Here is a 26,977-nt window from a genome sequence, read left to right on the forward strand (position 1 = left end):
GTGTCAATTAATATCTTCTAATTTTTATTGACGCGATGCCACCGTTGATATCGAAATCGAATTTTTGAGCGGCAGAGTCGTAATTTGTCGATTTTACTTCGCCTTCACTTTTTAGGAAATCGCCCTCATAATCTGTCGAGGATAATGCATTGTCGCTTGTAATACGACAGGCCGCGTTTTTGGGGATGGAGATTTCAATAGAGGAGGCTCCAGCATCCATAGAAATTTTAGTTGTTGCCAGCGGTTGACCTAATTTTAACTTTAGACTAGTCGCTCCAGCATCGATATCCAATGTTTCTATCTTGTAGGGTGAAAGATCTAACCTGGCATCAATTGCACCTACATCAAAATTCAGATTCCATAGGATGTTGGGGTTTAATGCGATAAACGTATTGTTGTTTTTGCTGTTAAAATCCTTGTTTTTGAATTTTCCCTTTAGGTTGATATCTAATTTGTCTGCAGATTCTCCATGTACAGTTATGCCCAATAGATATTCTTTTGATGTGTTAAATGCCGAGAAGATTTCTGAAGTGGTGCTACTATCATTTCTTAATGAAGTGGCCCCCAAATCGAGGTTTAGGGTAGCACTATGGATTTTATCATCCAGCGGGACGTTTAATTTTTCTGTTGTATAATTTGTTTTATCGTTGGGATCGTCGACATTGATGTTGACGCCTTTACTTTTTAAAAGCTGTGTTAAAAGTGGTTCCTTTGGTGTCGACAGCCCTATGTAAGTCAAAAAACCTAAAATTACGACGGTAGAACCGATGGCGACAAACTGTCCAATCTGTTGGTCTTTGGGTACCAGCATACGAATTCCGGCAAGCACAATAAACAGCGGCCAGTATCTAAAAATACCTACCCAGTTGAAAGAAATTGTGTTGAGCTGTGATAATAATAAGACAACTCCTATAAAGAGAATGGTGATACCAGTTGTTATTCTTCGTGTATTCATAACTAATTCCGTTTGTTAATATATCTCAAAAGTAAGTCGCTTTGGGAGATACCGTATGAATGTTTAGGCTATTATACATAAAAAATCGGTAAATGTGACTAATTGATCGGTAAGTAATTTCGTTTTTCGTATACTTTTTGGGTTTTTGCTTGTTTATATATTTGCTGGAATTAATTACCTTTAATGGATAGCTTGGCTCAGTATAGCCGTTAAATTGGCGTAATACATTGAAATTAAATAGATAATATGATCTTTCATCACATTGGTGCATATCTCATACTCCTGAAATCAGTTTTTAAAAGACCGGAGAAAGGGCGAATTTATTGGAAGGAAACCGTATTGGCAATGACCGATATTGGTATAGGATCTCTGGGGCTTATCGTTATTATTTCCACCTTCATTGGCGCTGTTATGACTATGCAAATTGCCTTTCAGATGGTATCCGACTTGATTCCAAATTCTATTATAGGTTCGATCAACCGGGATTCAAATATTTTGGAATTAGGACCGACGATCTCGGGATTGGTCTTAATGGGGAAAATTGGGTCGTCTATATCTTCACAGATCGGATCCATGCGTGTTACAGAGCAGATTGATGCTTTGGAAATTATGGGGATCAATGCTCCTGGTTATTTGATATTACCCAAAATATTGGCGGGTATCACCATGATTCCGATGTTGGTGATTATTTCTATCGTGTGCGCTTTAGTGGGCGGTTTGTTAGGTGGATCCCTTTCGGGCGCTGTGACACAGGCGGATTATATTTTAGGAATTCAAGATGGCTTCAACGGCTTCACGGTGACAGTTGCCCTTGTTAAAGCTGTTGTGTTTGGGTTTATTATTACCTCGATATCTGCTTATAAAGGGTATAATGTAAAGGGCGGAGCGTTGGAAGTTGGGCAAGCTAGCACAGAAGCAGTTGTCGTTGGCTGCATAACTATTCTTGCTGCGGATTATGTGATAACCGCATTAATGCTTTAAAAAGATTTTATGATTCAAATCGAAGATATTAACAAGTCGTTTGGGGACAACCATGTGCTGAAGGGTATCAGTGCAAATTTCGAACCTGGAAAGGTGAGTTTGATTATTGGAGGGTCGGGGTCGGGAAAGAGTACTTTATTGAAATGTATCGTGGGCCTGCACCAACCGGAAAAAGGAAAGGTAATTTTTGATGGCAAGGATTTTACTCGGATGAATTTTGAAGAGCGTGTTCCTATTCGAAAAGAAATAGGTATGCTTTTTCAAAATTCAGCGCTGTTTGATTCGATGACGGTCGAACAGAATATCATGTTTTCGTTGGACATGTTTACGGATATGTCCAAAGCGGAAAAATTAGACCGTGCAAATCATTGTTTGGAACAGGTTAATCTGGAGGGACGAAATAAACTGTTCCCTGCGGAGCTTTCGGGGGGGATGAAAAAGCGGGTTGGAATTGCACGTGCAATTAGTATGAACCCTAAATATCTATTTTGTGATGAACCCAATTCGGGATTGGATCCGGAGACTTCGATTGTTATTGATGAATTGGTACTAAAAATTACGCAAGAGTTGAAATGTACGACAGTCGTTGTTACACATGATATGAATTCTGTGATGGGAATTGGTGAGTATATTTTGTTTCTCTATAAAGGAGAGAAATTCTGGGAAGGTTCCAATAAGGATATGATGCGGTCGGATGTGGAGGAATTGAACAACTTTGTTTTTGCAAGCCCATTAATGAAAAGTGCGAAAGCTTCTATGGGGCAATAAGGGCTGGGAACATGGCTTTATTGCGCGTAATTTTATGTGTTTGATCTGTGTTAGCATCATGCAGATTTCTTTTATATTGAAATTTAGCTTAGTTTTGTCGGAAAATTTTGATTTTGGCAGCAACAAATATACAACTATTGACCCCACAGCATTGGAAGGACTATGAACTCATTGATTGTGGTGATTTTGAAAAACTGGAACGTTTTGGTGATTTAATTTTAATCAGACCAGAACCTCAGGCTGTATGGCCTAAGGCATTGACTGATGCGGAGTGGAACAAGCGTTATCATATCAAATTCAAAGGTCGTTCGGCTACTTCAGGAGAATGGTTGAAGAAAAATCCTAAGGCCCAAGACCGTTGGCATATCGAATATAAAAATAAGGATGTGGCCATCAAATTTAGATTGGGCTTGACATCTTTTAAACACGTCGGGATATTTCCGGAACAGGCTGTAAATTGGGACTATATTTCGGAATCTGTACGTTCATTTAAGACGGAAAGACCGAAGGTTCTAAATCTTTTTGCATACACTGGTGGAGCATCTTTAATAGCAAAGGCTGCGGGCGCGGATACGACTCACGTAGATTCGATTAAACAGGTTGTTACCTGGGCAAATGAAAATATGGAAATTTCCAATTTGGATAACATTCGTTGGGTGGTTGAAGATGCTTTGAAATTTGTAAAGCGTGAGCTGAAAAGAGGTAATACGTATAATGGGATTATTTTGGATCCACCCGCATATGGGCATGGGCCAAAGGGCGAGAAATGGAAATTGGAAGATCACATTATGGAAATGATGACTGAAGTCGTTCAACTATTGGATCCTAAAGAGCATTTCTTGATTTTGAATACGTATTCATTAGGGTTTTCCTCTGTTATTGTTGAAAATTTAATTAAGACAGCTTTCCCAAAAGTGGAAAACTTGGAAATAGGCGAGTTGTTCTTACAAGCAACTGCAGGACCGAAACTTCCACTTGGGGTATTTGGTAAATTTCGCAAAATAGCGAAGTAAGGCTTGTCAAAAGATTCCTGATAATAACACGGGGCGCTTATTTAAGCGCCCCGTGTTTGTTTAAAGTTATATTAGGAGGTTACATATGGATGTCTTTTAAACGTAGTGATGCCAGTTCAAGCTGTCTGGGTATCGCTGTGCTGATATTTTGTGGAATAAGCGATAAGTGCTGGGTAAGTTCGTTGTAATAAGCTATTCCAGCTTGTAATTGTGCTTTGAATCTAGCTACATATTTTATCTTTTTATCGTTCATGATATTTTTGTTGTCTGTGACATATTTTTGAATATGATCGATATACAGGTTGAGTTCGTTGATCATAACAAAAGGTCTGTTGTCATTTTCAAAAACTGATATACGGCCATAGATGTGGTCGATCATTTCCCGCAAAGAATATTGTTTTTTGAACCAGACAAGATTCGGGCCTGGGCAGATGGATACAGCGGTCTGTTCTTTGCTCTTTTGGATATTGTACTTAAGATAAGCTGGTGCTGCGAGCCCTTCACAAAGACAGGTTTTTTCTGTAATGGCGTCAAAGGCTTTATCGTATTCCGCAGCGGACAGATTTTGTTTTTGTAGTTCCTGGATCTTTTGATGTTGATAGACGCGTGATGCAGTGCAGATCGGTTTATCACCAAACTCGGTGTTCGAAATAAGGTATTCTTTTTTACAAGGGCTACCGGGGCGCCCTTTTTTTATACGTTCCAACCGTAGGTACTCTGCGCCACTTTGTCTGAAATTATTAAAGGGAATTCCCAATGGAGATGCTCCACTACAGTAGAAGTCTTCTTTCTTGGCAAGTTCCAATGCTTTCAGGGTTTCTTGATCTACTGTGGTTGCTTCGGGAACCATCAGGAATGGGGATCCCCATCCTACGGCATCGAATCCATAATAGTCTAATAAGAACTGATGTTCTGAAGCTGTTCCCACGCCTCCTTGAACTGTATATTTGATGCTGGGAGGAGTTGTTAATGAGCGCTCCTGGGAAACCCAATATGCGTGGTATATCTCGAAAAGTTCGGTTTTCAAACTTTCTTTTTTCTCTTTAAACTCTTGAAGGATTGGTCCCAGAAGAAAACCATCGGTTGCGAAAGCATGACCACCGCAGTTCAAACCGGATTCTATTCTGAATTCAGATACCCATACACCACGCTTAGCGAGATATTTTGCCTGGATGAGCGCCGATCGAAAGTCACTTACTTTCAAAACGACTTTTTTGTCAAATAGACCTTCACTATTGGGGAAGAAAGCCGGTAATTCAGCGAGGTAAGCGTATAGGTGTGGATTCATCCCTGCGGAAAGGATAAGGGAGGAATGCAAGTTGGAATTTGCAAAACCACGTAAGGCTGCTGAAGCATCAGAATAACGCTGATCCAATAGGTTACCATCCTGGTAATTCATTTTATCTACTTTGGACATAATATTAACATCGATGTCTCCCGGTTTGAGATAATTGATCAATAGATCTTGCAGCTCGGTTTTAATCGCGCGATTGGTTTCCATTTCCATCGCGTGATAAATCGGTTTTGAAGGATGTGACTCAGGTAAAAGCTGAAAATATTTGGTAAGTTCTGAATTTTCGGTAAAGGGCTGACGCTTCAAGGCCACGACTTGCTTATTGACCACAAACTGTACGAGATTGAGATAGGCCGTAATTCTTTTTGCCCGGTAATCTTCTTCTGTTTTAGTGATCGGATGATAGACGATTTGATATTGTCCGCAGTAATAGCGGCGCATGCGCTCGATGAGTTCATCGTCAACAATAGACATTACGGTGGAGATACCATATTGTGCGACCTTAAGTGCGGAGTCGATGGAGAAAGCTAAGCCTAATACGGGGATATGAAAAGTATGCGTCATTCTTAAATATTTCTTTTACGAAATAATGGAGAATAACGCTGAAAAAAAGTAATGATTGTTTTATCGGGACATGATCGTAATCACTATTCAAATACAATTGTCTTGTAATCGTTGCGCATCACACGATCTTCACTAAGCAGACGAATTGCTCTGCTCAGAACAGCCTTTTCTATTTCTTTGCCGGCAGTTACCATATCTTTTACAGTATAGGTGTGATTGACATGTCGTATATCCTGTACGATGATGGGGCCTTCATCGAGTTGGTCGGTAACGAAATGCGCTGTGGCACCGATGATCTTAACGCCTCTTGCATGAGCCTGCTTGTACGGGTTGGCACCAATAAAAGCGGGTAAAAATGAATGGTGTATGTTGACCAGTTTATTTTCAAAGGTACTGACAAACTGAGGAGACAAGATTCGCATGAACTTCGCCAGAATGATGTAATCGAAATTATAGTTTTGGATTTGTGCGATCAGTTGTTTTTCGAATGTTTCCTTTGTCAGGTTTTCATGTGAGATGCAATGAAAAGGAATATCAAACTTTTCCGTAAAGGAGCGTAATGATTCATAATTACCAATTACGGCCTGTACTTCGGCTCCCCATGTTTCGAAGTGTTGACGTACCAGGATATCGGCAAGGCAGTGATGCTCTTTGGTCACGAGGACGACGATTTTTTTGCGGTTATTGGGGTTTATCTGTATCTGAGCAGATGGGGGAAGTACTTCGGCAAGGGAATCCGAAAGCTGTTTCTGCTCAGGCACGATACCGTTACACACGACACGCACGAAGAATTTGTTGGCTTCTTCATCCACATATTCACGCATGGTGACAATATTGAGTTGATATTTTGCCAGCGTATTTGAAATGTTGGCGACCAATCCAACGGCATCTTGACATTGGATCAGAATTAAGGTTTGGTTGTGCATGAAAGGTGGTTGTAGGTTGCTAAAAAAGCGGGTTATTTTAACCCGCTTTTTTTGTTAGTTCTTCTTCAAGGTCAACTTCAACACGCAGATTTTCGACAATATGCTTTTGTCGATCTGGTGTGTTTTTGCCCATGTAATATTCTAATAACTGTTGAATTTTATTGTCTTTGGACAAGATAACCGGGTCAAGACGGATATCTTTTCCGATAAATAATCCAAATTCGGAAGGTGATATCTCACCCAAACCTTTGAATCGGGTAATTTCAGGTTTAGCGCCTAATTTTGCGATTGCTTTTTGTCGTTCTTCATCGGAATAGCAATAGATCGTTTCCTTTTTGTTGCGGACACGGAAAAGTGGTGTCTGTAAGATGGAAACGTGGCCAGCTTTGACAAGGTCTGGGAAAAACTGCAAGAAAAATGTCAATAGCAACAGGCGGATGTGCATGCCGTCGACATCGGCATCGGTAGCAATTACGATATTGTTGTAGCGTAATCCATCGAGACCGTCTTCAATATTAAGCGCATGTTGTAAGAGGTTAAATTCCTCGTTTTCATAAACAATCTTTTTGGACATACCGTAGGAGTTTAACGGTTTTCCTTTCAGACTGAAAACAGCTTGAGTCTGCACATCCCGCGATTTGGTAATAGAACCAGATGCAGAATCCCCCTCGGTGATAAACAACGTTGTTTCTTGGTTACGTTCATTTTTATCGCTGAAGTGCACTTTACAGTCACGTAGTTTACGGTTGTGCAAAGAGGCTTTCTTCGCTCTTTCGTTGGCGAGTTTTTTGATACCGGCGATATCCTTACGTTCACGTTCCGATTGAAGAATACGTTTTTGAAGAGCATCTGCCGTAGCCGGATTTTTATGTAAGTAATCATCCAATGCTTTTTTAACAAAGTCATTGATAAATCCTCTTACAGTAGGGCCTTCTGGGCCTACACTTTGAGATCCTAGCTTTGTTTTGGTCTGTGACTCAAAAACGGGTTCCTGCACTTTGATGGCGATGGCACCGATAATTGATGAACGAATATCCGATGCGTCAAATTCTTTTCTGTAAAAATCGCGGATTGTTTTGACTAGTGCTTCACGGAAGGCTGCCTGGTGTGTTCCACCCTGTGTGGTGTGCTGACCGTTGACAAAAGAATAATATTCTTCTCCATATTGCTGGCCGTGAGTCATCGCGATTTCAATATCATCCCCCCGTAAGTGGATAATTGGATAGCGCATGGACTCGGCATCAATATTTCGTTCCAATAGATCTTTTAGTCCGTGCTCAGAAATAAACTTTTGCCCATTAAAGTTGATCGTAAGACCTGAGTTTAGAAAAACATAGTTCCAGATCATATTCTCTACAAATTCGGGACGGTATTTGTAGTTTCTGAAAATAGAATCGTCTGGATAGAATGTTACAGATGTACCATTCCGTTGCGTCGTATCTTTTTGTTCATCATTGACTAATTCCCCTTTAGAGAATTGGGCAATGCGTGTTATATTTTGACGGTATGACTGGACGGTAAACTGACTGGACAAAGCATTTACGGCTTTTGTACCAACACCATTTAAACCGACGGACTTTTGGAAAGCCTTACTATCATATTTGCCACCCGTATTGATTTTAGAAACAACATCAACCACAGAACCAATTGGGATACCACGTCCATAATCGCGTACGGAAACTTTATTTTCGTTTACCGTGATATCAATAGTTTTACCGGCACCCATAACAAACTCATCAATTGAGTTGTCAACGACCTCTTTCAATAAAACATAGATACCATCATCATAGGCCGAACCGTCCCCCAACTTTCCAATGTACATTCCCGGACGGAGGCGGATATGCTCTTTCCAATCCAGGGACCTAATGCTGTCTTCGTTGTATGTACTCATAAATTAATGTAGAACTTAGCTAACAAAAGTAAAAAAAATAAACTACGATAAGTAGTTTAAAAGGCTAAATTTTTTAGATATCGCTAGTTTGCGTACTGCTGGAGAAAATTGCCGGTTTGCGGGGAAATGTTTACATTTAGTGTAAGTAATTGTAAAGAGAATAATTTATGGGATTATTTGATAAAATCAGGAATGAGTTTGTCGATATTATCGAATGGGTCGATAATAGCACAGATACGATTGTGTGGAAGTTTCCACGGTATCAGAATGAAATAAAAATGGGGGCACAGTTGACTGTGCGAGAAGGGCAGGCTGCGGTATTTTTGAATGAAGGCGTGGTTGCGGACGTCTTTCAGCCTGGTCGTTACGAACTTACGACCCAGAATATGCCGATCATGACAACCCTCAGAGGTTGGAAATATGGGTTCAATAGTCCATTCAAAGCCGATGTTTATTTTGTCAACCTTCGACAATTTGTCAATCAGAAATGGGGAACTAAAAATCCGATTATGTTGCGGGATCCTGAATTTGGTCCCATTCGACTTCGGGCTTTCGGTAATTTCTCTTTTCAGGTGAAGGACGTTACTGTTTTTATGAAACAGCTTGTTGCGACGATGCCTGTATTTACAGTTGAAGATATCACAGAGCAGCTTCGAAACATTGCGGTATCGCGGGGGATGGATGCTATTGCTGAGTCGAAGATACCGGCCTTGGATCTTGCATCCAACTATGATGAAGTTTCGGCCTTGATACAGCAAAAAATTGGGGTTGATTTTGATGAGTTGGGTTTGAGCTTAACGAAGTTCTTAATTGAAAATATTTCATTCCCAGAAGAAGTCGAGAAAGCCCTTGATAAGCGAAGCAGTATGGGGGTCGTTGGTAATCTGGGGGCCTATGCCCAATTCCAAGCCGCAAATTCAATGGAGAAAGCTGCTGAGAATCCCAGTAGTGGAGGGATTGTAGGTGCTGGATTTGGTGCTGGGCTGGGAGCAGGAATGGTTGGTCAAATGGGTAATGTATTTCAGCAAAATAGTTTTGATGGGAATAATCCTACTGGTACGGGATCAGCTGCTGCGGCTTCGTCGGCAGGGGCCATTGGACCTCCTCCATTGCCCAAAACGGTCGCTTATTACCTGGCCGTTAAAGGTAAACAGGAAGGGCCCTTTGATTCGGAACAGTTGCGCGCTCTGATAAAAGAGGGGACGATGACACTTGCTACCTTGGTCTGGAAAGAGGGACTTGAAAACTGGATTGAGGCTGAAAAGGTAGTCGAATTAAAGGATCTGTTTTCGCAGAACCCGCCACCGATACCAGGAGTTTAGGGTAAAATGCATTACCGAGTTTTATGAGTTTTGAAGAAAAAACCTCCGAAATAGAGCAGGGGTTAAAATGTCAGGGCTGTGGTGCTATTTTGACTTATCAGCCCGGTACGTCCTATTTAGCGTGTTCCTATTGTGGAACCAGGAATGAAATAGCGGATCAGCTACCGGAAGATGGGCATATTGAATCTACAGATTATAAAGTTTTTGGACAAGCAATGGAGGGGCTCGCCGATGAGCGCTATAGCTATTTGGCTGAAGTTGTGCATTGTAGTAACTGTGGTGCAAACTCGCGTTTGAATCCACATGTTACGGCAGATTTATGTGCTTTTTGTGCTTCACCTTTGGTAATTGACCATCAACAAAAGCGTATTGTGAAGCCACATGGTCTTGTTCCCTTTTCCGTTGATTACAAAAATGCTTTTGGGCTATTGACACAATGGGCGGGTAAGATATGGTTCGCTCCGAATGACTTCAAGCGAATTTTTAATTCAAGAAATGATCGTTTAAAAGGGGTGTATGTGCCATTTTGGTCATATGATGCAGATGTACAATCTGATTACGTAGGATCACGTGGAGAATATTATTATGTGACGCGTACAAGACGCAATTCGGATGGCGAGACGGAAGAATACGAAGAAAGACGCACAAACTGGTATCCGGCTTCAGGAAGTATCTATAGCCAATTTAAGGATATTGTTATATCGGGATCAACATCTCTTCCCGAAAAGTTTTCTGATAAAATTGGACCTTGGAATTTGGGTTACCTAAAACCTTTCAATGAGCAATATTTAAGTGGCTTTATCGCTGAAACTTTTAGCGTGGATCATGTAAAAGCGGGGGAGACTGCCCGGACTATTATGGATCGGGAAATCGAACGTCAGGTTGAGCATGACATCGGTGGTGATACACAGGATATTGATTCTATTGATAGCGATTTTAAATCCATTAAATTGAAGTACATTCTTTTACCTGTATGGTTATCTGCTTATCAGTACAAAGGAAAGAGCTATCAGATCATGGTCAATGCTTTTAACGGTAAAGTTTATGGACAACGACCTTATAGCTTTTGGAAAATTGCTTTTTTGGTATTGGCGATCATTATTGTGTTGTATCTATTGAGTTTTATGGGATAACAAAAACGGTTATAAAAAAAACGCTGTTCTCTTTTATTGAGAACAGCGCTTTTTTTATGCTAATCGTCTTGACTATTTGTTTAGCGAAAGTAGGAATCCGATCGTGAAATTGGCATCCCAATCAAATACGAAGGTGTCGCAATTGGTTGCATCTTTAATTGCTTTATAGATGTTGACACCGCTCTTTGTTTTTACTTTATCTGCTTTGTAAGATGCTGGATCGTTCAAAACTGTAAAACGCTCTTCACCTTGGCGTGTCTGCGATGCTAATTCAAAAGGAACCCCGCCAATAATAAAACAAACCTCTCTTTTATTTGAAGGAATTTTTTCGCCTAATTTTTTTACTTCTGTATAGACCGCATCATCTTTAAGGTCTTTTTCATAATATTTCGCACCAGGTGCTTCTACCGATTTTGTGTCACCGTCGATCCAGGAGATTTTGGTGTTACCGGAGCCAATGTCAACAACAAATGAATTGTCTTCGTAAGCTTTCGGAAGAACCGATTTTAACGCTAATTTTCCTTCCTGCTCTGCTGTAACTAGGTTGACCACAAAGCCCATTTTTCTAAGTTCAGCACTGATAACTGAAGTTTTAGGTTCTTTTTGAGCTCCGGAGCTAATAACGAAATGTATGTTTTTGGATTTGACGCCTTTATCGAGCATCATGCCTATATAATCTTTTAATCCTTTACGGATGTCTTCCGTATTTGCCAATCCTTCGTATGCAAATGACTTTCCAAAGTCTTTGGAAATGATCTCCCAGCGATTTTCTTTGTCCATATTGACGACAAAGGAATTGAAACCCGAAGCGCCCACTTCAACGACACCCTTGTATTCGCCGTCGACTGGTTTTTCGGGTTGATAGTTGAATGAACGAGTCGTTTCTGAGCCTGATGAAGGTGCGGCCGCATGACCATTATTGCTTGTTGAATCTGTTGTTTGGACTGTCGAATTAGCATCAAATTTGCCTGATTGAATGGCCCAATAACCGATTGCGAGAATAGGTAAGGCGATGATAATTGCTTTGATTGGCCATCTTAATCTTGCCCATGTTGATTTTTCTTCCATAATGTTCGTATAGTAAGTTTGATTTTAGTTAATATTAATCGAGTAATGTAAATCCTTTATCTACTTTTTCTTCGGGTTTGAGTTCATAGCTGGCATCGGCCATTTGCGTTACGTTTAATACATTTAGATTACGTTCGTCAACTTTTCGGATAAACTCTTCCAGTTCACCTTGAGTAGGTGTACCACCCACTGTGATATTGTTGTTTTGATCCAAGAAATCAAGATTGGATCGGATAGAGGCAATATTTTGACTGATGGCACCTGTTGCTGCATTCATGGCCTCTTGAAATGCCCAGCCATCTTTAATATTGAACACATCGGCTAGGCCATCGGTGGCATTTTTCATCTTTTGCGTTGCTTCCAGCTTCTTGGAAATAATGGAAATGCTGCTATCCAAGGTGCTGACATAGATACGTGCTGCGCTTTCATTATCTTTTAGGACTTCCAATACTTTTGCAAATTGATTGGCATATTGTACATAACTGCGCGCATTTTGCTCTTCAGATTCACCTTCTTTCCCCAATAGAAATGCTTTGGTGCGTGTTTCTTTGGCATCTCTTGCATAAGCATTGGCCTTCTCTGCATTATTTTTGCTCGTTTCCTCCTTTGATTTCTCGTCGAGATTAGCCGCTTCTGCGGTGAAACGTTTCGCATAGGTGTACTTCTCTTCGGCTGTTTTTTGAGCAGTTTCACCGCTTTGAATCATGTCGATGCGGACACCGTCTACATTGCTGATTTTTTCCTTCACACGTTTCAGGGTGTCTTTTGCATCTCTTGATAACAGTTGTAAGGTTTCTATGGGGTTATTTCTAATGATGGATTTTTCACCTTTAAAAAGTAGGACGGTTCCCAATCTGTGCAATAGCGCAATGATCTTTGGCGCTAGCAATAATAAGGTAATCAGGATTATACTGAATAGCACAAAAAGTATACTTTTTCCGGCATATTCCAGCATAATCGGTAAGTATTTGAAAAAAGCAAAGGCTCCACCAAGTAAAAGTGCCCAAAAGAAGATCGACGAAGCTGTCTTCTTCGCTTCTGGTGATTTTAATTGTGCAGGCAGATGATCGCCCAGTACTTGAAATATCGGAAGTTGCGTCTTTATCTCAGCTGGAATATTAACATACTGATCTTTTCTTTCCATTGATTTGTTTTTATGTTATTGATTGATTAATCATACGCAATGCAGTGTTGATTTCGGTGACCACTTCATCAACGGCCGCGTTGCCGATGTTTATTTTTTGTTCGATATCTTTAATCCTTGGTTCGTACTTTTCATTAATTTGTGCCAAAGCGAGTTGTTTTTTCTGTAGATCATCTTGCAATTTGGCGATATTCTCCGTTATTGTTTTGATTTCAGTGTTCAGATTTGCAATCTCCATGGTTCGGTCCTGTTCAGTCTTTTTCTTTTCAGCCTGTTTTTGTTCCGATTCTTTGGCAATGGTTTCTTTCAATTTATTAGCATAATTTGTGCCAGTTACAACCAGTTTATCTTTGGTCAACGAACTGTCTACAAATTTCAGTGAAGTATAGGCGGCTTTTAATGTGTTTTCCTCTACTTTTCCCATTGCAGCAGCAGCGTTCCATACTTCGAAAAAATCGACACCCTGTTCGTTGAGTTTTTCAAGAATGGCATAGACCTTTAATTTCATTTCTTTGAGATCGGTTGTTCCATCATTGGCTGTTATAGGGATTGGGGGCGGTGTTTTTCCAGTTGGAGCCTGGGCCGTCGGCGATGAATATGCCGGAGGTACCTGCGGTCTTTCAGGAGCGGCATTAGTGGTCGGAGCCGGTGGGGCTTGTACCGGCGGAGTTTGCTGCGGCTGATCGTCCTCAAAAATTAATTTCTTTAGACTGTTTAATATACTGGATCCTCTTTTAGTATCGTCGTTGCTCATCATGTCATAGTTGATTATATCTCTACTAAAATAATAAAAATTAATATTCTCTTCTAATGAATTGCGCTATGGAATACCTGAAATGGATACAGGAGGTATAGGAGCTTGGATAGAAGCGATGAAATGGACCTGTAGGGCGAGTGAATCAGCTGCTATCGCATTTTATGTTAGGGATAAAAACAAAGATTCCCAATTGTTGATTGGGAATCTTTGTTTTGGTGGTCATGGTCCTGTGGGACTACTATCTGCCAAAATCATCTTGTACGCGAACAATATCGTCTTCATCAGAAGGGTTGTTGGCATCGGTGTGTTGCCAGATCTCGGCTAGAATACCGAAGCCATCCAATCCAATTAAACGGTGACGCTGTCCTTGGCGTAATCTAATTGTTTCGCCTTCTTTCAAGGTTGAAACAACCGATTCTTCATCGGTGTCAGAAACCATAACACCTACGTTACCTTGGATAACACGCCATATTTCGGCACGACGGTGGTGATATTGCCATGAAAGTCTTTTTTCTGGTGCAACAATTAAAATTTTTGGACTTAATTTTCCTGAGATTCTTAATTCTTGTACATCCATTCCGCCGAAGTACTCATCGGCAAATTCTTGCGCTTGGGATTCGTCGATTACGAAAAATCCTCCCCAAGGGCGTGCAGCATCTGATTTATCAATACGAAAACCTTTGGATGTCAGCATTTCCTGTACTTTTTCAAACAATGCGATTTTATCTATAGCCATATTAAAAATTCTAAAAATTTGTTATTCGTTAATTCAGTTGCTAAATATAAAAAAAATCCATTTAATATTTTAAGTTAACCGTTTTAGCTTAATCTAAATCCTTTATAATGGAGCTGCGTTAGATACCCTAAGCTATACTATATCGCGTGAAGTTAAAAATGAAATTGCTAATTTTGTGATCAATCTAATTTCAGGATATGTCAAACTTTCAAGTCGATCGGGAAAATACTGCATTTATGCAGGCTGTTGCTTTTGTTAACCAAACGAACCAGAATGTATTTATTACAGGAAAGGCGGGTACCGGAAAAACGACTTTCTTGAAGTATATCCGTGAGCAAAGCTACAAAAAGATGGCTATTACTGCACCTACAGGTGTTGCGGCGATGAATGCGGGCGGAACAACTTTACATTCTTTATTTTGGCTTCCTTTTGGGACTTTTATTGAAGATTATGAGTTACGTTGGGACGAACAGGATAGTCATATCTACAATAAATCACGTTTATTCAGCACGATTAAATTGACCAAGCAGCGTCGGGCCATCTTGCAGGAGCTAGAGCTTTTGGTGATTGATGAGGTTTCGATGGTCCGTGCAGATACATTAGATGCGATTAATGTAATTCTGCAATCTGTTCGTCGCGATATGCGGCCTTTTGGTGGATTACAGGTGCTGTTTATCGGAGATTTGTACCAGTTGCCGCCAGTTGTGAAAGATGCCGAATGGAATGTTTTGCGGGATCATTATTCTTCTGTTTTCTTCTTTAATGCTAAAATTTTGAGGGATAATCCGCTGGTGATGTTAGAGCTCAATAAAATCTATCGTCAACAAGATGAAGGTTTTATTTCAATTTTGAATGCCATACGAAACAATCAGTGTACAAGTGACATGCTCACGACCTTAAATGGTTATTATCAACAGGACTTTGTTCCAAATGAAGAGGAACAGTATATTACATTGACCTCCCATAATCGAAATGCGGATGAAATAAATGGAGCCAAGCTGGCATCATTATCGGGTAAAATGTTAAATCTTAAAGCAGTTGTAAAGGACGATTTTGCGCAGGGCTCCTATCCTGCTGAAGAAACGTTGTCCTTAAAGATAGGGGCTCAGGTGATGTTTATTCGAAACGATTCCGGTGATGAACGTAAATATTACAATGGAAAGATCGGTACGGTAAAGGACATCGATACGGTGCAGGGCACGGTAACGGTTACATTTCCTGATGGGTCGGAATCTGTAACGGTAAAAAGGGAGACCTGGGAGAATATTCGGTATAATTACGATAAGGGGCAAGATCAGATTAAAGAGGAGATATTGGGTACATTTTCGCAATTTCCACTTCGATTGGCTTGGGCTATCACTATTCATAAAAGTCAGGGTTTAACTTTTCAAAAAGCGATCATTGACGCAGGGACCTCGTTTGCCGCGGGACAGGTGTACGTTGCATTGAGCCGTTTAACGAGTTTAGATGGACTTGTATTAAAATCCATTATCCCTTCTTATGCCATCCGTACCGATTACCAAGTGGTCGAATTTGCACAGCGTGCTCAGGGGCAGGCGGACGTCAATGAGATTTTGGAGCAATGCCAACGGAATTATCTTGGTCAGATTTTAATGCACGGTTTCCGTTGGGACGGACTATTGGCCGAGACTTCGGAGCTGCTGAAATCACTTGAAGAGCGTAATATTGATGGAAAGGAACAAGCCGTATTATTTTTCCAACAATTGGTCAAGCACCTTCAGAACCAAGAGAAAGTTGCACATAAATTTATTGTTGTACTGTATGATTTGTTGCGGGATAAAAACGCAATCGATTATGACGTCATCTGTGAACGTTCTACTGCTGCGGTCAATTGGTTTTTACCGAAAATGGATGTAGATCTGATTGAGGCTTTAACCAAACATATTGAGGAGTACCAGATACGAAAACGTACGAAGAAATATATTGATGAGTTAAAAGCATTATTGCTTGATTACAAGCGAAAACGCGAGCAGTTGCAACATTGTCTACTTATTGCTGATACGCTTTCAAAACGGGAAGATTTTCAAACAGCGATGCTCGATGTTGCTGCTAGTGTGAAGACCAAAGAAAAAGATGAATTGGCTGCGCAAAGTGCAGATGAAGAAGGGCCGAAGAAGTTGGATACAAAGGAGATTTCCTTAGAAATGTTTAAAGATGGTATGAGCATTGCTGATATAGCGGTTAAGCGCGGGATGGTCGCAGGTACGATATATGGACATTTAATTAATTTTGTTGGTACGGAAGTGGAAGCAACAGAGTTGATCGAGCAGGAGAAGTTGGATCGTATTCTTGGTGTTATTCGTGCAAATCCGGATAAATCCTCTTCGGAACTTAAGATGCTTTTGGGCGTGGATATTGATTATCCGGATATTAAAATTGGACAAAAAGTTTTGGGATTGTAGGCAATAAAAATTTATAGCGTATATTTGTAACAAATTGTGTGATATAGTTTGTTGAAAGCCCATTGATAACCTTAAGATTGCTTATGGAAGACAAGAAAGATCCTAACAAGTGGCTTGTGCTGACGACTATTTCAACCCAGATGGTTTTTACCATTTATGTATTTTATTTATTAGGGGATTGGCTGGACGGTAAGTTTCATGCGGAGAACCAACTATGGATGAAGATCTGTACCCTTGGCGGGATTGGAATTTCTCTATATCAAGTCATTAGACAAGTGAATCGATTAAACGATAGATGATAGTATATATAAAGCAGACCCTTATTTTATTTTTTGTTGCGGTTTTGATTTTTGCCGTTCATTTCTTTTTATTAAAATCTTTTGATGGTATTCATTCCTTGGAAGATCTACATTTTCCATTGTATGAAATTTATATTTTTCAACTGATATTATCCGTGATCATCATGGTGGGGATAAGTTACTGTTCGCAGAAATTTCCGCAGTATGTTGGTTTTGTTTTCTTGGGATTATTGACTTTAAAGTTTGTCCTAAATTATGTATACATCCATAATGGGTTGGCAAAACCGCAGGCTGATATTTTAAAATATAACTATTTGATCGTTGTCGTTTTATTCCTTTTTTACGATGTTATATTTGCTTACAAGGCTTTAAACAAATCCTAAGGGAGAAAAACGATAGTTTTTTCAAAAAAATGTAATATTAAAGTAGCTTTTGTGCTTTATATATAGTATTTTCGCAAAAAATTTTAAATAACATAATAGTAGTATCGTGAGTCTTAAAAGAACACTTCAATTTTTAGCAGTTATTCTGTTTGCAGTTGCGCCATTTTTAACAAAGGCGAATGAGAATGCACACGGAGAAAAATCGCAGGCTGAGGAAATCAATAGCCATATTGAGCATCACTTACAAGATGATTATTATTTTAGCTTCTTTTCGGATGAAGAGACAGGTAAACATTATGGTTTTTCATTGCCCGTTATTTTGATCGATAATGGCTTGAAAGTTTTTATGGCTTCAGCATTCGATCACGGTAATAAAGTTGCTGAGGTTGACGGTCAGTATTATGCATTGTACCACGGAAAAATTTATAAGACTGATGCTGCCGGTAATTTGGCTGGTCATGAGTATCGTAAAAATGCTGATGGTAGTTATGTTATGACTATAAATGAAGATGGAAAAGAAGAGAAAAAGGAATTTGAAACTTCTTATGTGATTGGTTCTCATGAAATTCATGATGCTGTTGATTTTCATCCATCTGTAGCGATGCCTTTAGATTTCTCGATCACTAAAAGTGTTGTCGGTTTGTTTTTGGCTGCATTTTTAATGTTTTGGGCATTTATTAGTTTGGCTAAAACGTATAAAAAAGGTGCTAACAATTTGCCAAAAGGTGTTGGACGTGTATTGGAGCCTTTGGTTATCTATGTACGTGATGAGATGGCTATTCCAAACATTGGTCATCGTTACAAGGAATTCATGCCTTATTTATTGTCTGTATTCTTTTTGATCTGGATTTTGAATTTGGTTGGTTTGACACCACTAGGGTTTAACGTTACAGGAAACATCACAGTAACTTTATGTTTGGCTCTTTTTACATTCTTAATTGTCAATATCAAAGCAAACGCAAACTACTGGAAGCATATTTTTTGGATGCCAGGTGTTCCGGTTCCATTTAAATTTGTTTTAGCACCAATTGAAGTATTGGGATTGTTTACAAAACCATTTTCGTTGATGGTACGTTTGTTTGCAAATATTACAGCTGGTCACACTGTCGTAATGGGACTGATTGCAATTGTTTATTTATTGCAACACCAATTGACTGTAGTGGGTAGTATCGGTGTTTCCATGTTCTTGACAATCTTCTTGATGGTTATCGAATTATTGGTAGCATTCTTACAAGCATTTATTTTTACGATGTTGTCATCCTTATTTATCGGTATGGCTGTTGAAGAACATCACGATCATTAATTAGTAAATTTTTTAATTATTCAAATCATACATTATGTACAATTTAATTGGAGCCGGTTTAATCGTTATCGGTGCAGGTTTAGGTTTAGGTAAAATTGGTGGTTCTGCAATGGAAGCTATCGCTCGTCAACCAGAAGCAGCATCTAAAATCCAAACTGCAATGATTATCATTGGTGCCTTACTTGAAGGTTTAGCATTCGGTGCTTTATTATTAGGTAAATAGTCACAACGGTTTTATAGTATAACCTGCAACGGTTGGTTGCAGGTTATATTATTCCTGAATCTTAAAAAATAAGAATTATCATTATATAGTATAACAATGGATAAATTAATACATTCGTTTTCGTACGGTTTGTTTTTTTGGATGGTCATCGTCCTTGTGGTTATTATCTTTTTATTAGGTAAATTCGCTTGGAAACCAATTGTTGATGCCCTAGACGAACGTGAAAAAGGTATTGCAGGTGCTTTAGAGGCTGCTGAAAAAGCGAAATTAGAAATGGCTCGTTTAACAAATGAGAACGAACAATTACTAAAAGAAGCTCGCGCAGAACGCGATGTTATCCTTAAGGAAGCAAAAGAACTTAAAGATAAGATTGTAGCTGAGGCAAAAACGCAAGCACAGGCTGAAGGTGCAAAATTGATTGCACAAGCAAAAATCGAGATCAACGAACAAAAGAACAAAGCTTTGGCTGAGGTTAAGTCTCAGGTTTCTTCTTTGTCTTTGGATATTGCTCGTAAAGTGTTAAACAAAGAATTTGAGGACCAAGGAAAGCAAGAAGCTCTAGTAGCAGATTTGCTTAATGACGTTAAATTGAACTAATCCGGTCACTCAAATTACGAAATAGAATTATGTCAGTATTTAAAGTAGCATCAAGATACGCTAAGTCATTAATTGACTTGGCTAGCGAGCAAGGCTCACTGGAGACAGTCAAGGCGGATATGGATTCATTCATTGCTGTTTTAAAATCCAGTACAGAATTGCAAGCTGTTTTTGCCAATCCTATTGTTCCTTTGGACAAGAAGAAAAACATATTGGATGCGCTATTTAAAGATAAGATCAATCCCAATATCTTGGCATTCTTTAAGATCATGATCAACAAAGGTCGTGGCGAGATTGTATATGCCACTGCTCAAGAATTTATTCGTGAGTATAACGAGGTAAAAGGAATTGTGAAAGCTACAGTTACATCTGCAGCGCCACTTTCTGAAGCTAATTTGGCAGCGATGAAAGATGTACTTGCGAAGGAAACCAACGCTCAAGTGATATTGATCAATAAAGTTGATCATAGTTTGATCGGTGGATTTGTAGTCAATATCGGCGATCGCCAAATTGATGCAAGTATTGCTGGTAAGTTGAATAAATTGGAAAGATATTTGAATCAGAATAATTAATTTGTTCTGATACTTGAAGTAAAATAAATCAAAAAACCCCTTATAATAATTAAAATGATAGAGGTAAGACCAGATGAAGTTTCGGCAATTCTAAGAGAGCAATTGTCGGGCTTTAAATCAGAAGCCGAACTAGAGGAAGTGGGTACCGTACTTGCTGTAGGTGACGGTATTGCTCGTATTTACGGCTTAACTAAAGTTCAGTCCGGTGAGTTGGTTGAATTTGATAACGGATTACAAGGTATTGTATTAAACTTAGAAGAAGACAACGTCGGTGTTGTACTTTTAGGTCCTTCTGATGAAATCAAAGAAGGAGATACTATTAAACGTACCAACCGTATTGCATCCATCAAAGTTGGTGAAGGCTTGTTGGGACGTGTTGTAAATACTTTAGGTCAACCAATCGATGGTAAAGGACCTATTCAAGGTGATTTGTATGAAATGCCTATCGAGCGTAAAGCTCCGGGTGTTATCTACCGTCAACCGGTAACTGAACCATTACAAACAGGTATTAAAGCGATTGATGCGATGATTCCAGTAGGTCGTGGTCAACGTGAGTTGGTTATTGGTGACCGTCAAACAGGTAAAACAGCTGTTTGTATCGATACAATCTTGAACCAAAAAGAATTCTATGATGCAGGAGAACCTGTATTTTGTATCTACGTTGCCGTAGGTCAAAAGAATTCTACAGTTGCGAATATCGTGCGTACATTGGAGGAAAGAGGTGCTATGGCTTATACAGTAGTTGTGGCTGCATCTGCTGCTGATCCAGCTCCACTTCAGTTTTATGCACCAATGTCAGGTGCTGCTATCGGTGAGTTTTTCCGTGATACAGGTCGTCCAGCATTGATCGTTTATGATGATTTGTCTAAGCAAGCTGTAGCTTACCGTGAGGTTTCTTTATTGTTACGTCGTCCACCGGGCCGCGAAGCATACCCAGGTGACGTATTTTATCTACACAGTCGTTTGTTGGAGCGTGCAGCGAAAATCAACTCTTCAGATGATATCGCGCGCAACATGAATGATCTACCTGAATCGATCAAACACTTGGTGAAAGGCGGTGGCTCATTAACAGCCCTTCCGATCATTGAAACCCAAGCTGGTGACGTTTCTGCATATATCCCAACCAACGTAATTTCAATTACAGACGGTCAGATTTTCTTGGAGTCTAACTTGTTTAACGCAGGTATTCGTCCAGCGATCAACGTAGGTATCTCTGTATCTCGTGTAGGTGGTAATGCGCAGATCAAACCGATGAAAAAGGTATCTGGTACATTAAAGTTAGATCAAGCTCAGTACCGTGAATTGGAAGCTTTTGCGAAATTCGGTTCTGATCTAGATGCTGCTACTAAATCTGTCTTAGATAAAGGTGTTCGTAACGTTGAGATCTTGAAACAAGGTCAATATTCTCCAGTTTCTGTAGAGAAACAAGTTGCGATTATTTATATCGGAACTAAAGGTTTATTGCGTAATGTTCCTGTAAATAAAGTGAGAGAATTTGAAGAAGAATTCTTGACTCAATTGGAACAACGTCATCCAGAAGTATTGTCAGCTTTCAAAGCTAATAAGTTCTCCGATGAATTAACTGCAGTGTTAGAAACAGTAGCTAAGGATTTAGCATCAAAATATTAATAGTAATGAGTATTTGGTATTGAGTCTATTGACTAGGCTCAATACTCAATACTAGGTACTTAATACTTAAAACAAATATGGCAAATTTAAAAGAAGTAAGAAACCGGATTACCTCGGTATCATCAACACAGCAGATCACGAAAGCTATGAAAATGGTTTCGGCTGCTAAATTGAAGCGCGCTACTAACGCTATCTTACAATTGCGCCCATATGCGAATAAACTAAGAGATATTTTGGCGGATGTTTCTGCGAGTGTTGAGGGAAGTAACTCTCCTTTTACAGTGGATCGCGAGCCAAATAAGGTATTAATCGTTGTTGTTTCTTCTAATAGAGGTTTGGCTGGAGCATTCAACGCAAATGTTATCAAAACGACTAATAACTTGATCTTTAACAAATATGCTGAGCAACATGCTAAGGGCAATTTGAGTATCATTGGTATTGGTAAAAAGGGTTATGACTTCTACTCGAAACGTAACTTCAATGTGGTAGCTAATCACTCTGATTTGTTTTCTGATTTAAATTTTGGTTCTGTATCTGTGGTGACTGAATTTATCATGGAGCAATTCAAAGAAGGTAATTTTGATCGTGTTGAAGTGGTTTATAATCAGTTCAAAAATGCTGCAGTTCAAGAGTTGACTGCAGAACAGATTTTACCATTATTACCTGCGGAAGAAAACAAACAACATACGCATAAAGCAAAAATAGAAGCTGAGGTGGATTATATCATCGAGCCTTCCAAAGAGAAGATTATCGAGGAATTGATTCCTAAAGCAATCAAGATTCAATTATACAAAGCTGTTTTAGACTCGAATGCTTCTGAGCATGGAGCACGTATGACGGCAATGGATAAAGCTACAGAGAATGCCGGTGACTTAATCAAATCACTGAAGCTATCTTACAACCAGGCACGTCAAGCTGCAATTACAACAGAATTGACGGAGATCGTATCTGGTGCAGCGGCATTATCAAACGGATAATCCTTTATTTGGAAATATATAAAAAAGGTGATAATNNATTATCACCTTTTTTATATATGCTATTTTTTACCATCGAATTAAGGCTGAACCCCACGTAAATCCTGCTCCAAAAGCTGCCAAACATACGAGATCACCGTCTTTAATCTTTCCTTCTTCCCAAGCCTCGCATAGTGCTATCGGTACAGAGGCTGCAGTGGTATTACCATATTTCTGAATATTGTTGAATACCTGATCCTCCCTTAATCCAAGTGTTTTCTGTACAAATTGCGAAATGCGAAGATTGGCCTGATGTGGAATTAATAAATCGATATCATTAGTTTTTAAATTATTTTTTGCTAGTGCTTCATGAATAACCTCAGGGAATTTGACAACAGCTTTTTTGAAGACGGCCTGTCCATCCATATTTGGAAACGCAGTCCCATCTTCGAGCATCTCCTTGGTCATCAATAATCCTCCCAATTCTTGGTCCGGCCAATCGGGCATTTTATCCAGCCAAATTCCACTGGATGCACCGGGATAATACATAGCTAGCTTTTCGGCATCGTCTCCGTCTGAATGTAAGTGCGTGCTCAGGATTCCTTTGCCGTTTTCGGTTGTGGGTTGCACAACCACTGCTCCGGCACCATCGCCGAAAATAACAGAAACGGCTCGTCCTCTCGTAGAAAAGTCAAGTGCAAAAGAGTGTTTCTCCGAACCAACCACTAGCACATTTTTGTACATCCCTGTTTTGACAAATTGATCGGCAATAGAAAGTGCATATATAAAACCTGAACATTGGTTTCTAATATCCAGCGCCCCGACCTCCTTCATCTTCATTTCCCGTTGCAGTAGAACGGCGCAGCCCGGGAAATAATAATCTGGCGATAAGGTGGCAAAGATGATGAAGTCGACATCTTCAGGTGTAATATGGGCTCGTTCGATGGCAATTTTAGCGGCTTCGACCCCCATAGTGGTGGTGGTTTCGCCTATTCGGTCTGCATATCTACGTTCTTTAATGCCAGTTCGTTCTTGAATCCATTCGTCACTGGTATCCATAAAGCGTGTTAGGTCATTATTGGTATATACATTTTTTGGAACGTAATAGCCAATTCCTGCAATTTTTGACTGTAACATAATAAATTCCTCTAATTGATTGTATTCTTCCCTTTTATATTATCGTTAATTTAGAAAAAAATATTCTATTTTTGCAGCATGGGTACCCAAACTGCTGAAGAAACCTTTACGTTAGAAGAGATATTAGCCTCTGTGAAAGAGTCTAATCGACTCATTTTGTGGAATGATGAAACCAATACGTTTGAACATGTGATTCATTGTCTCATCTATCATTTACAATATACCGAGAAGCAAGCTGAGAAGATTGCCTGGAAAGTACACACTGAGGGGAAATGTGCTGTATTGGAAGGCACCTATACGGAGATGGAAATCTATCGTAAAATTCTGAAAGCCGAGGGATTGACTGTTTCTGTGGAGTAATTTACTATTCTTTTGTTACCGTAATAATATGGTTACGCTTCAATTTTGTCTATAAGTTTTAGTTTTCTTTGCACTATAACTTATAAACTAAGCTGAAGCATGTTTTTTTACGCTAAATCGTTTAAATCTTTCTTATTTGTATTCTTTTTACCTGTTGTCCTTTTTGCTCAAACAGGTCAAATCAAAGCTATTTTAGTTGATAGCGAAACCTCTAAACCTATTTCATCGGCTAGTGTCGCGCTCTTGGACGCCCATAGTAACGTTCTTGTTAAGGGGGGACAGTCTGTATCCCAAGGATTCCTTTTGTTGTCTGATATTAAACCTGGTAAATATAATGTCCGTATCACTTATGTTGGCTACGAGACACAAACTATAGATAGTATTGCGGTCTTAGGGGGTAAAAGTAAGGACTTAGGTCGAATTGCTTTGAAACCTACGGGTAATATGTTGAATGAAGTTATTATTGAAGGAAGAGCTCCAGCCATGCAGATTGGTATAGACCGTAAAACCTTCAATGTAGGTGAGAGTTTGGTCAGCGCGGGTGGAACAGCGACTGATGTGCTTGCGAATGTTCCCACTTTGCAAGTTGATCAGGATGGATCGGTCAGTTTGCGTGGATCAAGTAGTGTGAAGATTTTAATCGACGGCCGGGAGTCTGCTTTAGCAGGAAATGATGTAACTTCTTTGCTTCAGAGTCTACCTGCCAATTCAATTGAAAAAGTTGAAGTCATCACAAATCCATCCTCTAAATATGATGCAGAGGGCCAAACTGGGATTATCAATATTGTTTTAAAGAAAAATATTCGAACAGGGCTGAACGGATCGATAAATACATCCGCTGGTTCTTATGATAATTATATGGCTGGTATAACATTGAATTATCGTGATCGGAAATTCAATTACTTCGGATCCTATAACTTCAATAAACGAAACATGTTGGGAAGTGGGAAAACGGACAACACGTTTTTTGGTGATAGCACGCGTAATTATAGCGAATCCGAATCGTCAAGAAAGGGCAATAGCCATACGGTAAAAGCTGGGTTTGATTATAATATGTCAGATCGAACTTCATTGAGTTTTTCGGGTAATTTAAGTATACGTGATAACAAGCGAATAGAGGACTTGAATTATGAGTTCTTTAAGCAATCGCAGATGACAGGAACGAGTGTTCGAAATTCAACGCAATTTGAGGACGATCTGGGTTATGAATTAAATGCTGATTTTAAACATCAATTTAAGCGAGAAGGAGAGGAGTTGACGGGGAATGCAAGTTATGGAAGAGACAAGGAAGATGGTACAAATGATTTTTCTCAAAATTATACCGATGGACGGAAGGCCACTTCACGGAAGAATGTTACGTCTGAGGATGGCAAGAATATCAACCTTCAATTAGATTATGTTTTACCTTTCTCTGAAGTAAGCAAATTTGAGGCGGGTTACCGTTCTCAAATCAGAAAGTCATTTGATACCCAGTTTTCCAGATCACTCGATTCTATAGGTAACTATGTGCCAGATTATAGAATCAGCAACGATTTTGATTTCACGAGTACAGTCCATGCGATCTATGCGAATTATCAAAATAAATTAACGGATAAAATTGGCTATCAAATCGGACTACGTGGAGAACAATTTGAGCTGAAGTCTACCTATTTCTCCAAGGATCCAGCTGCTGTGGAAACGGAATCCAATGCTAAACAGAAATTTTTCAGGTTATATCCAACACTGTTTTTAACCTACGATGTTGGTGAAAATGGGGATAAAGTTCAATTTAGCTACTCGCGCCGTGTTCAACGGGCTCGTGGTTGGCAAGTTAACCCATTTTTAAACGTATCCGATGATTTGAATTATCGTCAGGGAAATCCGAATCTGAAACCGGAAGATGTGCACAGTTTGGAAATGAGCTTTGCCAAAACCTTTGGTAAAGTAAACCTCATATCTTCGGCTTATTTCAATCACGCAAGTGAGGTTATTCAGCCATTTGTTTACAAGATAGAGGATGGAAGAACATACAGTAGATGGGAGAATATGACCAGTCGTAATCTTTCGGGTTTTGAGTTTATTTCAAAGATCAACGCAACGAAGGATTTTGACTTTACATTTAATCTCAATTTGATCCACATTCAGTATAATGCAAACCCGGACTATGATATTAAAGAACGAAAGGATTTCGCTTATAATGCTAATCTGACCGCTAATTATCGTTTTACGCCAACATTTTCTGCACAAGTGCGCGGCGAGTATAATTCTTCCCGTGTAATGGCTCAGGGACAGATGAATGCAATGAAAGGTATGGATCTGGCCTTGAAAAAAGATGTGTTTAAGAAGAAAGCTTCAATTATGTTGAATGTTAGAGATGTATTTAATTCGCGGAAAATGAATGGTGTGACAGAAACCTCTCAACTTATATCCAATTTTGAGCACCGTTGGATGAAGCGGATGGTAACTTTATCACTTTCCTATCGGTTTGGTAGCCAAGATTTAAACAAATCAAAGAAGAAAGAGTCAAATACAAATGAAATGGGCGGTGGAGAGGAATATTAAAAAAT

The 26,977-nt window shown here is 39.5% G+C and carries 25 protein-coding genes; 16 read left to right on the forward strand and 9 right to left on the reverse strand.

Annotated elements, in window-relative coordinates; all coding sequences use genetic code 11:
- Positions 1 to 7 precede the first annotated feature (7 nt).
- Complete coding sequence (locus B3600_RS11700) at positions 8 to 955, reverse strand: LiaI-LiaF-like domain-containing protein (protein ID WP_112375482.1); 948 nt, start codon at positions 953 to 955, stop codon at positions 8 to 10.
- A 246-nt stretch (positions 956 to 1,201) separates the two neighbouring features.
- Between B3600_RS11700 and B3600_RS11705 the strand changes: the two genes are divergently transcribed.
- The 3 genes from B3600_RS11705 to B3600_RS11715 all read left to right on the forward strand — a co-directional run bounded on the left by B3600_RS11705 (position 1,202) and on the right by B3600_RS11715 (position 3,717).
- Positions 1,202 to 1,936: an MlaE family ABC transporter permease gene (locus tag B3600_RS11705; protein WP_046671950.1), complete on the forward strand. Its 735-nt coding sequence runs from the start codon at positions 1,202 to 1,204 to the stop codon at positions 1,934 to 1,936.
- Between the two features lie 9 nt (positions 1,937 to 1,945).
- Positions 1,946 to 2,704, forward strand: a complete 759-nt coding sequence (locus B3600_RS11710; protein WP_070563195.1) for an ABC transporter ATP-binding protein — start codon at positions 1,946 to 1,948, stop codon at positions 2,702 to 2,704.
- 107 nt (positions 2,705 to 2,811) lie between these two features.
- Complete coding sequence (locus B3600_RS11715) at positions 2,812 to 3,717, forward strand: class I SAM-dependent methyltransferase (protein WP_070563192.1); 906 nt, start codon at positions 2,812 to 2,814, stop codon at positions 3,715 to 3,717.
- A 79-nt stretch (positions 3,718 to 3,796) separates the two neighbouring features.
- Here the strand turns inward: B3600_RS11715 and B3600_RS11720 are convergent, their stop codons facing one another.
- From B3600_RS11720 to B3600_RS11730, 3 genes are all read right to left on the reverse strand, one after another.
- On the reverse strand, positions 3,797 to 5,575 hold the full coding sequence (locus tag B3600_RS11720) for a hypothetical protein (protein WP_286753095.1): 1,779 nt from the start codon (positions 5,573 to 5,575) through the stop codon (positions 3,797 to 3,799).
- Positions 5,576 to 5,658: 83 nt separating this feature from the next.
- Complete coding sequence (purU, locus tag B3600_RS11725) at positions 5,659 to 6,501, reverse strand: formyltetrahydrofolate deformylase (protein ID WP_112375486.1); 843 nt, start codon at positions 6,499 to 6,501, stop codon at positions 5,659 to 5,661.
- A gap of 37 nt (positions 6,502 to 6,538) precedes the next feature.
- On the reverse strand, positions 6,539 to 8,392 hold the full coding sequence (locus B3600_RS11730; RefSeq protein WP_070563183.1) for a DNA topoisomerase IV subunit B: 1,854 nt from the start codon (positions 8,390 to 8,392) through the stop codon (positions 6,539 to 6,541).
- A gap of 167 nt (positions 8,393 to 8,559) precedes the next feature.
- Between B3600_RS11730 and B3600_RS11735 the strand changes: the two genes are divergently transcribed.
- Positions 8,560 to 9,714, forward strand: coding sequence for an SPFH domain-containing protein (locus B3600_RS11735; RefSeq protein ID WP_286753096.1), 1,155 nt, complete (start codon positions 8,560 to 8,562; stop codon positions 9,712 to 9,714).
- A 23-nt stretch (positions 9,715 to 9,737) separates the two neighbouring features.
- Positions 9,738 to 10,847, forward strand: coding sequence for a zinc finger domain-containing protein (locus B3600_RS11740; RefSeq protein ID WP_286753097.1), 1,110 nt, complete (start codon positions 9,738 to 9,740; stop codon positions 10,845 to 10,847).
- 72 nt (positions 10,848 to 10,919) lie between these two features.
- On the opposite strand, the gene B3600_RS11745 is transcribed toward B3600_RS11740, so the two are convergent.
- The 4 genes from B3600_RS11745 to B3600_RS11760 all read right to left on the reverse strand — a co-directional run bounded on the left by B3600_RS11745 (position 10,920) and on the right by B3600_RS11760 (position 14,552).
- Positions 10,920 to 11,915: a hypothetical protein gene (locus tag B3600_RS11745; RefSeq protein WP_286753098.1), complete on the reverse strand. Its 996-nt coding sequence runs from the start codon at positions 11,913 to 11,915 to the stop codon at positions 10,920 to 10,922.
- A gap of 34 nt (positions 11,916 to 11,949) precedes the next feature.
- Entirely contained in the window at positions 11,950 to 13,059 is a 1,110-nt protein-coding gene (locus B3600_RS11750) for a hypothetical protein (RefSeq protein ID WP_112375490.1), read from the reverse strand.
- Between the two features lie 10 nt (positions 13,060 to 13,069).
- Positions 13,070 to 13,816, reverse strand: a complete 747-nt coding sequence (locus tag B3600_RS11755; RefSeq protein ID WP_286753099.1) for a hypothetical protein — start codon at positions 13,814 to 13,816, stop codon at positions 13,070 to 13,072.
- 238 nt (positions 13,817 to 14,054) lie between these two features.
- Entirely contained in the window at positions 14,055 to 14,552 is a 498-nt protein-coding gene (locus B3600_RS11760) for a cupin domain-containing protein (protein ID WP_046671961.1), read from the reverse strand.
- A 197-nt stretch (positions 14,553 to 14,749) separates the two neighbouring features.
- Here B3600_RS11760 and B3600_RS11765 point away from each other — a divergent pair, with 197 nt between their 5' ends.
- The 9 genes from B3600_RS11765 (at position 14,750) to atpG (ending at position 22,958) form a co-directional block, all read left to right on the forward strand.
- Positions 14,750 to 16,975: a helix-turn-helix domain-containing protein gene (locus B3600_RS11765; protein ID WP_286753100.1), complete on the forward strand. Its 2,226-nt coding sequence runs from the start codon at positions 14,750 to 14,752 to the stop codon at positions 16,973 to 16,975.
- Between the two features lie 83 nt (positions 16,976 to 17,058).
- Positions 17,059 to 17,274, forward strand: a complete 216-nt coding sequence (locus tag B3600_RS25585) for an AtpZ/AtpI family protein (protein WP_070563162.1) — start codon at positions 17,059 to 17,061, stop codon at positions 17,272 to 17,274.
- The gene (locus B3600_RS11770) at positions 17,271 to 17,657 is read left to right on the forward strand and encodes a hypothetical protein (RefSeq protein ID WP_046671964.1); all 387 of its coding nucleotides are present in this window, start codon (positions 17,271 to 17,273) and stop codon (positions 17,655 to 17,657) included. The genes B3600_RS25585 and B3600_RS11770 overlap by 4 nt, the downstream gene beginning before the upstream one ends.
- A 106-nt stretch (positions 17,658 to 17,763) precedes the next feature.
- Positions 17,764 to 18,960 (forward strand): F0F1 ATP synthase subunit A, encoded by a 1,197-nt coding sequence (atpB, locus tag B3600_RS11775; RefSeq protein WP_070563159.1) that lies wholly within the window; start codon positions 17,764 to 17,766, stop codon positions 18,958 to 18,960.
- Positions 18,961 to 18,994: 34 nt separating this feature from the next.
- Positions 18,995 to 19,183, forward strand: coding sequence for an ATP synthase F0 subunit C (atpE, locus tag B3600_RS11780; RefSeq protein ID WP_021188666.1), 189 nt, complete (start codon positions 18,995 to 18,997; stop codon positions 19,181 to 19,183).
- A 96-nt stretch (positions 19,184 to 19,279) separates the two neighbouring features.
- Positions 19,280 to 19,780 carry a F0F1 ATP synthase subunit B gene (locus B3600_RS11785; RefSeq protein WP_112375495.1) on the forward strand — a complete coding sequence of 167 codons (501 nt, stop codon included), beginning with the start codon at positions 19,280 to 19,282 and terminating at the stop codon, positions 19,778 to 19,780.
- 29 nt (positions 19,781 to 19,809) lie between these two features.
- Positions 19,810 to 20,352, forward strand: a complete 543-nt coding sequence (gene atpH / locus B3600_RS11790; protein WP_201640117.1) for an ATP synthase F1 subunit delta — start codon at positions 19,810 to 19,812, stop codon at positions 20,350 to 20,352.
- A 54-nt stretch (positions 20,353 to 20,406) separates the two neighbouring features.
- Positions 20,407 to 21,981: a F0F1 ATP synthase subunit alpha gene (gene atpA, locus B3600_RS11795; RefSeq protein ID WP_070563151.1), complete on the forward strand. Its 1,575-nt coding sequence runs from the start codon at positions 20,407 to 20,409 to the stop codon at positions 21,979 to 21,981.
- Between the two features lie 77 nt (positions 21,982 to 22,058).
- Positions 22,059 to 22,958 carry an ATP synthase F1 subunit gamma gene (gene atpG / locus B3600_RS11800; protein WP_070563149.1) on the forward strand — a complete coding sequence of 300 codons (900 nt, stop codon included), beginning with the start codon at positions 22,059 to 22,061 and terminating at the stop codon, positions 22,956 to 22,958.
- A 66-nt stretch (positions 22,959 to 23,024) separates the two neighbouring features.
- On the opposite strand, the gene B3600_RS11805 is transcribed toward atpG, so the two are convergent.
- A complete protein-coding gene (locus B3600_RS11805) occupies positions 23,025 to 24,071 on the reverse strand; it encodes a 3-oxoacyl-ACP synthase III family protein (protein ID WP_286753101.1) in 1,047 nt (348 codons plus the stop codon).
- A 78-nt stretch (positions 24,072 to 24,149) separates the two neighbouring features.
- Here B3600_RS11805 and B3600_RS11810 point away from each other — a divergent pair, with 78 nt between their 5' ends.
- Together B3600_RS11810 and B3600_RS11815 are read left to right on the forward strand one after the other, a co-directional pair.
- On the forward strand, positions 24,150 to 24,431 hold the full coding sequence (locus tag B3600_RS11810) for an ATP-dependent Clp protease adaptor ClpS (RefSeq protein WP_046671971.1): 282 nt from the start codon (positions 24,150 to 24,152) through the stop codon (positions 24,429 to 24,431).
- A 99-nt stretch (positions 24,432 to 24,530) separates the two neighbouring features.
- Positions 24,531 to 26,972 carry a TonB-dependent receptor domain-containing protein gene (locus B3600_RS11815; protein ID WP_286753102.1) on the forward strand — a complete coding sequence of 814 codons (2,442 nt, stop codon included), beginning with the start codon at positions 24,531 to 24,533 and terminating at the stop codon, positions 26,970 to 26,972.
- Positions 26,973 to 26,977: the final 5 nt, after the last annotated feature.

Origin of the sequence: Sphingobacterium sp. UBA2480 (assembly GCF_002341965.1) — a bacterium.
GTDB lineage: Bacteria > Bacteroidota > Bacteroidia > Sphingobacteriales > Sphingobacteriaceae > Sphingobacterium > Sphingobacterium multivorum.